The sequence below is a fragment of the Salipiger sp. genome (assembly GCF_059781815.1).
In genome coordinates this window covers 1-10,239 of sequence record NZ_JBYNAH010000192.1, presented here as the reverse complement: position 1 = coordinate 10,239, position 10,239 = coordinate 1, and the positions used below count along the sequence as shown (strand labels likewise).

Sequence of the window (10,239 nt, the reverse complement as noted above, 5' to 3'; positions counted from 1 at the left end):
GCGGCAATTTGGAAAATCCTAATCGCCTCCAAGGCATTGCACAGGCATCGGACACCCCGGGGGGCGGAGCTGGCCGGATCGGCGCGGGAGCGTCGGCCCGTCGCCGGACCGCCCGCGGGTCAGATGGTGTAGACCTTGTGCCGCTCGGCGATTGTTACGCGCTCGCCGCCGATCTGACGGGCAAAGGCCTGCAGGGGTCCGGTCTCGCCATGGACGAGAAAGGTCGTCTCGGTGACGCCCGTCATGCGATGCCAGGCCACGAGATCGCTTGCCCCGGCATGGGCCGAGAAGCCGTTGATGGTGTGGATGCGTGCCCTCACGGGGATCTCGTGACCAAAGAGCTTCACCGTCTTCGCCCCGTCTATGATGACCCGCGCCAGCGTGCCGGCGGCGGCATAGCCCACGAAGATCACGCCGCTTTCGGGATTGCCAAGGTTGTGCCGCAGGTGGTGGCGCACGCGACCGCCGGTGCACATGCCCGATCCCGCCATGATCACCGCGCCCGAGCGGATGCGATTGAGCGCCTGCGAGTCCTGCGCCTCGCGGCAATAATGCAGCGCCGGCAACCGGAACGGATCGCGCCCCGCCTGGATGATCCCGGCCAGCTCCGGGCGCAGGGCTTCGGGATGGCGGGCAAAGATCCGCGTCGCCGAGATCGCCATCGGCGAGTCGAGAAAGACCTGCATGTCGGGATCGAGCGCGCCGCTCTCCATCGCCTCGCGCAGGACCCACAGCAGTTCCTGCGCCCGCTCCAGCGCAAAGGTCGGGATGACGACATTGCCGCCGCGCTGGACGGTATGGCGCACCGCCGCGACAAACTCGGCGATCGAGGCGTCGAGGTCGCGGTGGTCGCGGTCGCCATAGGTGGTCTCCATCACCACGATATCGGCATCATCCGGAGGGGCTGCATCGTTCAGCAGAGGCCGCTCCGGCGGGCCGAGATCGCCCGAAAACAGGATCCTGCGCTGCCGGCCCTCCTCACTCAGTTCGAGCCGGATCGAAGCCGATCCGAGGATGTGCCCGGCCTCGAAGAACGTGGCGGTGATGCCGGGAAACAGCTTGAGTGTCTTGCCATAGGCGGCGGCGCGCCCGAACCGGTCGATGGCATCGAGCGCATCGACGGTGTCGTAGAGTGCCTCGTGCCGGCCGCCGCGATGCCCGTGCCGGTGATGGCGCCGCGCCTCTTCTTCGTGAAGATGGGCGGAATCGAGCAGCACCAGCCGCGCCAGATCGCGGGTCGCCGAGGTCGAGATGATCTCGCCCCGGAAACCGCGTTTGCACAGCAGCGGCAGGCGCCCGCAATGGTCGAGATGGGCATGGGTGAGCAGCACGACGTCGATCGAGGCCGGCTCGAACCCGAAGGGCTCGGCGTTGTCGTCATGCAGTTCGTGGCCGCCCTGGAACATGCCGCAATCGACAAGGATCCGGCGCCCGCCGCATTCGACAAGATGGCACGAGCCGGTGACCTGCCCGGCGGCTCCGTGAAAGGACAGGTTCATGGCATCACGCCTCCCTCGGTATGGGTCGGTGTCCTGACCAGCGGGCGCCCGACGCGCGCGTACCAGCGCTGGATGTCGTCCCAGATTTCCTGCGCCGTCTCGGCATACCAGAACAGCGCCCGGTCCTCGGGCTCGATGACGCCCTCCTCGACGAGAAAATCGGCGTCGAAGGCGCGGCTCCAGTAGGCCCGCCCCACGAGGATTACCGGCACCGGCGGGATCTTGCGGGTCTGGATCAGGGTCAGCGTCTCGAACAGTTCGTCGAAGGTGCCGTAGCCGCCGGGGAACACCACGAGCGCCCGGGCGCGCAGCAGGAAATGCAGCTTGCGCAGGGCGAAGTAGCGGAAGCGAAAGCACAGGTCCGGGGTCACGTAGGGGTTGGGAAACTGCTCATGCGGCAGGGTGATGTTGAGCCCGACACTGCGCGCCCCTGCCTCGTGGGCTCCGCGGTTCGCGGCTTCCATGATCCCGGGCCCCCCGCCTGTCACCACCACCAGCCGGTTGCCGCGCTCGCCCTCGGCGGCGCCGACGATGCGGCCGAAAGCGCGGGCAATCTCGTAATAGCGGCTTTTGTCCCGCAGGCGCCTGGCCACGCGCAGGCGGCGCTGCAGCTCTGCGTCGCCCGGCTGGGCGGCGCTCTCCGCCTCAAGCGCTGCGAGCGCCGCTTCCGAACACTTGGGCTCGGTGATCCGGGTGCCGCCGAAGACGACGATGGAGTGGGCGATGCCGTGATCCCTGAGCAGGGTTTCGGCCTTCTGGTAGTCGAGCTGAAGCCGCGCGCCGCGCATGACGTCACGGTCGAGGAAATCGACATCCTCGTCGGCGAGCCGGTAGTTCGGGTTGGCCATGATGGTGCGCACCAGTTCCGGTGCGGCCCTGTCCTCGCGCCGGGCTTTCGGCGCGCAGCCGGGCAGGTCGACATCGCGCTCGGTGGGGTGCGCAGGGAACGGCTTGGCGGTCATCGCGGGTGCTGGATCTTGCATCGAGTGCCTTTCGGATGGACTTACGGGAGGGGCGGGATCGCCGATGCCTCCGCAGGGCAGGTCCGGTCAGGCATGCTCTGGCCTGACGCCAGAAGACTGTATCATCCCCGCCCCGAACCGCGTTTGACCGGCATCAAGCGACGCCGGAGCGGCCCGTCATGCCGCCACTTCGCTCGCGGCCACGGCGCCGGGGCGCGCCGTGCTGGATCTTGAGGATCGTTAGAGCGGGGGGAGAGCCGGCATCGGTGCGGGCAGGGTGTCGCAATCGCAGCGGATCGTCCGCCGGCGCCGTGGCAGATCGACGCCGCTCAGAGCTCCTGGTCTTTGACATCCCCGAGCCAGCGCACGAACAGATCGCGCGGCAGATAGCTCGGCTCGTCGCGTGGCCAGACAAAGTAATAGGAGCCGATGCTGACGCCGTGATCGGGCCAGAGCGCGATCAGGCGTCCTTCGGCGAGGTCGCGTTCGACCAGATAGGTCGGGACAAGGGCCGCGCCCATGCCGTGCAGGCTCGCCTGGATCATCGAGGCGAACTGGTCGAACAGCATGCCAACGGGGCTGCGAAGAGGTTCTCCCAACGCCTGCGCCCATTTTTCCCAGGCATCGGGCCGGGTATCGAGATGCAGAAGCGGCAGTTTGAAGATGTCGGGGATCTCCTGAACCGCCACCGTTGCGGCCAGGGTCGGAGACGCCACCGGCACCACCGTCTCGCGCATGAGTTCCTGAAAGTTCACATCCGCCCAGTCGCGTTCGCCGAAATGCACCGCGCCATGAAACGGCTCGGTGGCAAAGTCGAAGGGCTTGAGCCGGGTGCTGAGATTGACCGTCACCTGCGGATGCCGCGCCACGAAGTCGGGCAGCTTCGGGGCCAGCCAGCGCACGCCGAAGGCAGGCAGCATCGCGATATTCAGTCGCCCGCCCGCCGGATTGGCCTTCAGCCGCAGGCTGGCGCTGCCGATCTTGTCCAGCGCCGCCCTGATCTCGGAGCAATACTCCTGCGCCGCGGTCGTCAGCGTGATGCTCTTGCGGTCACGCAGGAAGAGCGGCGCATCGAGGTAATCCTCCATCACCTTGAGCTGCCGGCTGACCGCGCTTTGGGACACGCCAAGCTCGCGGCCGGTCTCGGTCACGTTTCCGGTCCGGCCAAAGGATTCCAGCGCGCGCAGGGCGGTCATCGGTGGGAGAAAGCGCTTGGGGTGCGGCATAGGTATGAGTTTTTGGCATGACTTAGGCGATAAAGGCGTTTCTCACAGCTTGGGCCGATATGTCAAATGCGACGACGAGCCGGAGACCAGACATGCTGCAGACAGCGAAAAGAATTGACGATGTGGCGCTGTCCGAGATCGTGGAGATCTCCGAGGCGGCCTCGAGGCTGCGCGCCGAAGGGCATAACGTATTGGCATTGAGTACCGGAGAGCCGGACTTTCCGACGCCCGCGCATGTCTGCGACGCGGCGCTGAAGGCGATGCGCGACGGGCTGACGCGCTACCCCCCGACGGCGGGCCTTCCGGCCTTGCGGGCGGCGGTGGCGCAAAGCGCCGGGGTCGACGCCTCCGGGGTCATCGTCTCGACCGGTGCCAAGCAGGTGCTGGCCAATGTCTTCCTGGCGACGCTGAACGCCGGGGACGAGGTCATCGTGCCAACCCCCTACTGGACCAGCTACTCCGACATCATCGCCATGGCCGATGGCACCTCCAGGCTGCTGCCCTGCAGCGCCGAGGCCGGGTTCAAGATGACACCCGAACAGCTTGAGGCCGCGATCACCCCCCGCACGCGCTGGCTGCTGCTGAACGCGCCGTCGAACCCTTCGGGCGCGGTCTACAGCGCGGCGGAACTGGCGGCGCTGGGGGAGGTGCTGGCGCGCCACCCCGATGTCTGGATCGCGTCGGATGAGATCTATGCCGAGATCTGCTACGTGCCCTTCACCTCGTTTCGGCAGGCCTGCCCGGATCTGGCGGACCGGACCCTTGTGATCAACGGTGTCTCAAAGGCCCACGCCATGACCGGCTGGCGCATCGGCTGGGGGATCGGCCCGGCAGAGCTGATCTCGGCCATGATCGCGGTTCAGGGGCAACTGACCTCCGGCGCCTGTTCCATCGCCCAGGCTGCCGCGCTGGCGGCGCTGACCGGGGATCAATCCCATCTGGCCGAGCGGCGGGCGGAGTTCCGGGCCCGGCGCGACCGTGTCGTTGCCGCGCTGAACGCCATCCCGGGTATCGATTGCCCCGTTCCGGACGGGGCGTTCTATGTCTTTCCGTCCTGCAAGGGCCTGTTCGGGCGGCAGACGCAAGAGGGCAAGGTCATCGACAGCGATGCAGAGCTCTGCGCCCACCTGCTCGCCGCGACCGGCCTTGCCATCGTGCCGGGGCGGGCCTTTGGTCTGCCGGGACATGTCCGCCTGTCCTACGCCTATTCACGTTCGGAGCTGACAGAGGGCTGCGCCCGTCTCGACCGCGCCGCCCACGCTCTCCTCTCTCACTAAGGGAACAACCTTATGTCGCACCAAGATATCCTGACCGCCTGCGGGCTGACCGCCACCGAAACCACCGGCGGCGGCCTGTCGGTGACCACGCCCGTCGATGGCAGCGAGATCGCCCGCGTGCCGATGCACAGCGCCGCCGATGCCGAGGCCGCGATTGCCAGGGGCGTGACGGCCTATCAGGCCTGGCGCTCGGTGCCGGCCCCGCGCCGGGGCGAGCTGGTGCGCCTTCTTGGCGAGGAGCTGCGTCGCGAGAAAGAGCAGCTTGGCCGCCTGATCACGCTGGAATGCGGCAAGATCTACCAGGAGGGGCTTGGCGAAGTCCAAGAGATGATCGACATCTGCGACTTCGCGGTGGGGCTGTCGCGGCAGCTCTACGGTCTGACCATCGCGTCCGAGCGACCGGGCCACTCGATGCGCGAGACATGGCATCCGATGGGCGTGGTCGGCATCATTACCGCGTTCAATTTCCCCGCCGCCCCGTGGTGCTGGAATGCCGCGCTTGCCCTCGTCTGTGGTGATCCGGTCATCGCCAAACCCTCCGAGAAGACCCCGCTGACCCAACTCGCGATCCAGAAGATCTGCGAGCGCGCCATGGCCGCGTTCGGCCCCGATGCGCCGGACGGGCTGATCCAGACGCTGATCGGCGAGCGTGACCTTGGCGAGGCGCTGACCGCCTCGCCGGACGTGGCGCTGGTCTCGGCCACCGGCTCGGTGCCGATGGGCAAGGCGGTTGCGGCGGATATGTCAAAGCGTCTGGGCAAATCCATTCTGGAACTCGGCGGCAACAACGCGATGATCGTGGCGCCCTCGGCGGATCTGGAAATGGCGGTGCGGGCCATCGTGTTCTCGGCAGTGGGCACCGCGGGGCAGCGCTGCACCTCGCTGCGCCGTCTGATCGTGCACGAGGATGTCTATGACCAGCTGATCCCGCGTCTGATCAAGGTCTACGAGGGCCTGTCGATCGGGTCGCCGCTGGCAACCGGTACGCTGGTCGGCCCGCTGATCGACGCCGGCGCGATGGCGGCGATGAACAGGGCGCTGGAGCAGGCGCGCGCCGAGGGCGGCATCGTGCATGGCGGCGGTCAGGCGCTTATCGATCAGTACCCGGAGGCGGCCTATGTGCATCCCGCGGTGGTCGAGATGCCCGCGCAGTCGGCCATCATGCACACCGAAACCTTTGCCCCGATCCTCTACGCGGTGAAATACAAGACCCTCGAAGACGCCATCGCGCTGCAAAACGCCGTCCCTCAGGGTCTCTCGTCCTGCATCTTCTCGACCGATGTCCGGGAGACCGAGCTGTTCCTGTCGGCGCAGGGCTCCGACTGCGGCATCGCCAACGTCAATATCGGACCGTCGGGCGCCGAGATCGGCGGCGCCTTCGGCGGTGAGAAGGAAACCGGCGGCGGGCGCGAGAGCGGCTCGGATGCGTGGAAAGCCTATATGCGCCGCCAGACCAGCACGGTGAACTTCTCGCGCGAGCTGCCGCTGGCGCAGGGCATTTCCTTCGAGATCTGACGGCCATGCAACGTCTCGACAGCGTCTGGACTGAAACGACATCGGAACACGCGGCGTGGCCGCGCCTCGAGGGCGCGCTCACCGTCGACGTGGTGGTGATCGGGGGCGGGTTCACCGGCGTTTCGGCGGCCTATCATCTGGCCGCCGCTGGCGCCTCTGTCGCCCTGCTGGAGGCGCGGACGATCGGCTTTGGCGGGTCGGGGCGCAATGTGGGGCTGGTGAATGCCGGCCTCTGGACCCCGCCCGATCAGGTCGAGGACAAGCTCGGGCGGCAGGCCGGCCGACAGCTCAACGAAACGCTGGCCGGTGGCCCGGCGGTGGTCTTCGATCTTGTCGAGAAACACCAGATCCAATGCGAGGCCACGCGCAGCGGCACGCTGCATTGCGCGCACTCGAAGGCGGGACTGCGCGATCTCGAGCGGCGCTTTGCCCAGCAGGAGAAACGGCGCGCGCCGGTTCGGTTGCTCGACGCCGCCGAGACGGCGAAACGCACCGGCAGCGACGCCTATTTCGGGGCGCTCTGGGACGGGCGCGCGGGGACGATCCAGCCGCTGGCCTACGTGCAGGGGCTGGCGCAGGCCGCCGCCGCCCAGGGCGCGCGGATCTTCGAGGGATCCGGCGCGCTGACGATCCGCGAAGAGGCGCAGGGCTGGCAGGTGCGCACCGCGCAGGGCGAGGTCCGCGCAGGGCGCATGATCCAGGCCACCAATGCCTATGGCACGGACGGCGCAGCCGCCAATTCCATCATCCCGGCGCATTTCTTTCAGCTTGCCACCGCTCCGCTGCCTCCGAGCGTGCGGCAGACCATCCTGGCGGGGGGCGAGGGGTGCTGGGATACCGGGCTGATCATGTCCTCGTTCCGGCTGGACCGGGCCGGGCGGATGATCTTTGGAGCGTTGGGCAATCTCGACGGGATTGGCGGCGGGCTGCATCGCGACTGGGCAAGGCGCAAGCTGGCCAGGCTCTTCCCCCAGCTCAAGGGCATCCCGTTCGAGCAATCCTGGACCGGGCGGATCGCCATGACCGGATCCTACCTGCCGCGTATCGAGCGGCGCGGAACGTCCGGGATCTCGATCTTTGGCTACAGCGGGCGGGGCATCGCGCCCGGTACGCTCTTTGGCAGAGGGGCCGCGCAATGGGCGCTTGGCACCGGCGATCTGCCGCTCGGGATCACCCCCCCGATCACCGAAAGACGCGCGGCGGCCAAGGGGCTGTCCTACGAGGCCGGCGCGCTGCTGACACATCTCACCGACGGACGCCGATAGGCACGAGAGGACCCTTCCCATGACAGTTTCCCCCAACAAGATCCGCGCCGAATTCGCTGCCGCCATGTCGGCGATGTACAAGACCGAGGTGCCCGCCTACGGCACGCTGGTCGACATCGTCGAGGACGTGAACGACACGGTGCTCGAGCGCGACGCCAAGGCCCTGGCCCTGACCCCGGGCGAGGACACCGCTCGCATCAGCGCGGAACGCCACGGCGCGATCCGCCTCGGCACTGCGGAGGAGCTTGCGATGATGGGCCGCGTCTTCGCGGTGATGGGCATGGAGCCGGTCGGCTACTACGATCTGTCGGTCGCCTCGGTGCCGGTCCACTCCACCGCCTTCCGCCCGGTGCAGCGCGATGCGCTGGCGGCCAACCCGTTCCGGGTCTTCACCTCGCTGCTGCGGCTGGAGCTGATCGCGGACGAGGCGTTGCGTGCCAAGGCCGCCGAGGTTCTGTCGCGGCGGCAGATCTTCACCGACGCCGCGATCGCCCTGACCGAGAAGGCCGAAGCCCAGGGCGGTCTCGAGGCCGAAGACGCCGCGCGGTTCGTGGCCGAGGTTCTCGAGACCTTCCGCTGGCACCCCGAAGCCTGCGTCGACGCGCAGGTGTTTGACGAGTTGATCAGGGCCCACCGGCTGATCGCAGACGTGGTGTCCTTCAAGGGCCCGCATATCAACCACCTGACGCCGCGCACGCTCGACATCGACGCCGCGCAGGCGGGGATGATCGAACAGGGCCTGCCCGCCAAGGCCGTGGTCGAGGGGCCGCCGCGCCGCCGCTGTCCGATCCTGCTGCGCCAGACGGCCTTCAAGGCGCTGAACGAACCGATCCGCTTCGCCTCGGGGGACGACTGGACAGACGGCCATCACACCGCCCGCTTTGGCGAAATCGAGCAGCGCGGGGCCGCGCTGACCCGAAAGGGGCGCGCGCTCTATGACCGGCTTCTGGCCGAGGTCCGGGCCGAGATCCTGCCGGCCGCGGACGGCGCGAACGCCGACGCCTATCTCGCCAGGCTGGACGCGGTCTTTGCCGCCTTTCCCGATGATTGGCGCAGCATGCATCGCGAAGGGCTCGCCTTCTTCAAGTACGGCCTCGGCGCGGAACCGGCGCAGGGAGAGGATGTCGAGGCACTGCTGGACGCCGGCGCCCTGACCCTCAGCCCGATCATCTACGAGGATTTCCTCCCGGTGAGCGCGGCGGGCATCTTTCAATCGAACCTCGGTGACGAGGCGCAGGACACGGCTCAGGCCGCGTCGAGCCGGGATGTCTTCGAGGCCGCGTTGGGCAAGCCGGTGGCGGATGAGTTCGCACTTTACGAGGCCATGCAGGCGGCCTCTCTGCAAGCCTGTCTCGAGCGGCTGAACGCGAGCGCTGCGTGACGGTCTCTGCACGGCTTAGCTATGCTGGCTGTTGCGGGCCGATGGCCCGCGACCTGTAGACTGTGCGGGGCGCGATCGGGCGACGCCCCAGGCGCACCCCGCCGGTCATGATCGCGAGAGCTGCGAGAGCGCGCGCGCCCTTGCTCCGATCATGGCCTCGGGCACGAGGGCGCAAGGAGGTCAGTAGGTGTGGGTCTCCTCGGCGATGCCCGCGCCTCCGTCAGCGGCATCGGTTGCGGTGCAGTTGGAGTCCGACACGCCCGCCGCTCCCTTGCCGCCCCCGGCGCCCGCCGCGCCGACATATTGCGTCAGCGTCCCTGTGACGGTCGAGCCGCTGCCGGTCAGCACGATGTTCACGCTCGGGCCGGAATTGCCGCCGCCGCCGCCGCCGGACGCGCCGCCGATTCCGCCGGCGCCACCCTTGGCGCCCGAAGCGCCGCCATCGTTGCAGATGTTGCTGTAGCTCTTGCCGGCACCGCCGGAGCTGCCCGCGCCGCCCTTCTGGCCCGCGCCGCCCGGCGAGCCGTCGCCGCTGCGGGCGCCCGTGACGACCGAGGCTTCGCCCTTGAGCGTCAACTGCGCGCCCACCAGCACGATCCCGAAGCTCGCCGCGCCCATCTGGCCTCCGCGGCCCGGGGTTGCGCCACACCCGCCCGAGCCGCCTCCGCCGCCGGCTCCACCGCTATAGGCAGAGGCGCTGCAGAGGCAGTTGGCGTATCCGCAGGAGCCCCCCGGACCGCCGCCTCCGCCGCCGCCGCCCGCGAGACCTTTGGTGCCGTCCTCCGAGGCGGAGCCGCTCCACACGCCGTTGGCGTCGAAGCGGCCGGTGGTGTCGGTGGCGGCCGCGCCGCCGGTTCCGCAGCTGCCATTGCCGCCTTTGCTGCCCGTTGCCGCGGATTTCGGCAGGCCCCCGCGCCCCGAGGGGCAGGCGTAGCAGGCCAGCGAGTCGGATTTCGACAGGCTGCTGCCGGCGGCGTTGGTCCCGGTGCCGCCCGCTTGGCCGCTGCCGCCGTTGCGCCATCGCACGTCACAGCTGTACTTGCATTCGACCCATGGGAAGGGCAGGTGCGAGCTCGCGCTGGCCGAGACGGTCTGCCCGCCGGTGCCGCCCGCT

The 10,239-nt window shown here is 68.5% G+C and carries 7 protein-coding genes and 1 pseudogene; 4 read left to right on the top strand and 4 right to left on the bottom strand.

Features of this window, described 5'->3' with window-relative positions; genetic code table 11:
* Positions 1-119 precede the first annotated feature (119 nt).
* The 3 genes from AC6RA4_RS18975 to AC6RA4_RS18965 all read right to left on the bottom strand — a co-directional run bounded on the left by AC6RA4_RS18975 (position 120) and on the right by AC6RA4_RS18965 (position 3,657).
* Entirely contained in the window at positions 120-1,499 is a 1,380-nt protein-coding gene (locus AC6RA4_RS18975; RefSeq protein ID WP_500163039.1) for an MBL fold metallo-hydrolase, read from the bottom strand.
* Positions 1,496-2,482: an LOG family protein gene (locus tag AC6RA4_RS18970; RefSeq protein WP_500163037.1), complete on the bottom strand. Its 987-nt coding sequence runs from the start codon at positions 2,480-2,482 to the stop codon at positions 1,496-1,498. Before AC6RA4_RS18970 ends, AC6RA4_RS18975 begins: the two co-directional genes overlap by 4 nt.
* A 308-nt stretch (positions 2,483-2,790) precedes the next feature.
* Positions 2,791-3,657 carry a LysR family transcriptional regulator gene (locus AC6RA4_RS18965; protein WP_500163035.1) on the bottom strand — a complete coding sequence of 289 codons (867 nt, stop codon included), beginning with the start codon at positions 3,655-3,657 and terminating at the stop codon, positions 2,791-2,793.
* Positions 3,658-3,779: 122 nt separating this feature from the next.
* On the opposite strand from AC6RA4_RS18965, the gene AC6RA4_RS18960 reads away from it, so the two are divergent.
* From AC6RA4_RS18960 to hglS, 4 genes are read left to right on the top strand one after another with little or no spacing between them, the layout of a single operon-like run.
* On the top strand, positions 3,780-4,964 hold the full coding sequence (locus AC6RA4_RS18960) for a pyridoxal phosphate-dependent aminotransferase (protein ID WP_500163033.1): 1,185 nt from the start codon (positions 3,780-3,782) through the stop codon (positions 4,962-4,964).
* Between the two features lie 12 nt (positions 4,965-4,976).
* Positions 4,977-6,479, top strand: coding sequence for an L-piperidine-6-carboxylate dehydrogenase (gene amaB / locus AC6RA4_RS18955; protein WP_500163032.1), 1,503 nt, complete (start codon positions 4,977-4,979; stop codon positions 6,477-6,479).
* Between the two features lie 5 nt (positions 6,480-6,484).
* Positions 6,485-7,744 carry an NAD(P)/FAD-dependent oxidoreductase gene (locus AC6RA4_RS18950; protein WP_500163030.1) on the top strand — a complete coding sequence of 420 codons (1,260 nt, stop codon included), beginning with the start codon at positions 6,485-6,487 and terminating at the stop codon, positions 7,742-7,744.
* A 19-nt stretch (positions 7,745-7,763) separates the two neighbouring features.
* The gene (gene hglS, locus AC6RA4_RS18945; RefSeq protein ID WP_500163027.1) at positions 7,764-9,125 is read left to right on the top strand and encodes a 2-oxoadipate dioxygenase/decarboxylase HglS; all 1,362 of its coding nucleotides are present in this window, start codon (positions 7,764-7,766) and stop codon (positions 9,123-9,125) included.
* A gap of 180 nt (positions 9,126-9,305) precedes the next feature.
* On the opposite strand, the pseudogene AC6RA4_RS18940 reads toward hglS, so the two are convergent.
* Positions 9,306-10,239, bottom strand: a pseudogene (locus AC6RA4_RS18940) (hypothetical protein); the annotation flags it as partial.

Excerpts from the sequence above, each read along its gene's own strand:
- amaB (WP_500163032.1), top strand. The coding sequence starts at position 4,977 with ATGTCGCACCAAGATATCCTGACCGCCTGCGGGCTGACCGCCACCGAA.
- AC6RA4_RS18950 (WP_500163030.1), top strand. The coding sequence starts at position 6,485 with ATGCAACGTCTCGACAGCGTCTGGACTGAAACGACATCGGAACACGCG.
- AC6RA4_RS18965 (WP_500163035.1), bottom strand. The coding sequence starts at position 3,657 with ATGACCGCCCTGCGCGCGCTGGAATCCTTTGGCCGGACCGGAAACGTG.
- AC6RA4_RS18960 (WP_500163033.1), top strand. The coding sequence starts at position 3,780 with ATGCTGCAGACAGCGAAAAGAATTGACGATGTGGCGCTGTCCGAGATC.
- AC6RA4_RS18975 (WP_500163039.1), bottom strand. The coding sequence starts at position 1,499 with ATGAACCTGTCCTTTCACGGAGCCGCCGGGCAGGTCACCGGCTCGTGC.
- hglS (WP_500163027.1), top strand. The coding sequence starts at position 7,764 with ATGACAGTTTCCCCCAACAAGATCCGCGCCGAATTCGCTGCCGCCATG.
- AC6RA4_RS18970 (WP_500163037.1), bottom strand. The coding sequence starts at position 2,482 with ATGCAAGATCCAGCACCCGCGATGACCGCCAAGCCGTTCCCTGCGCAC.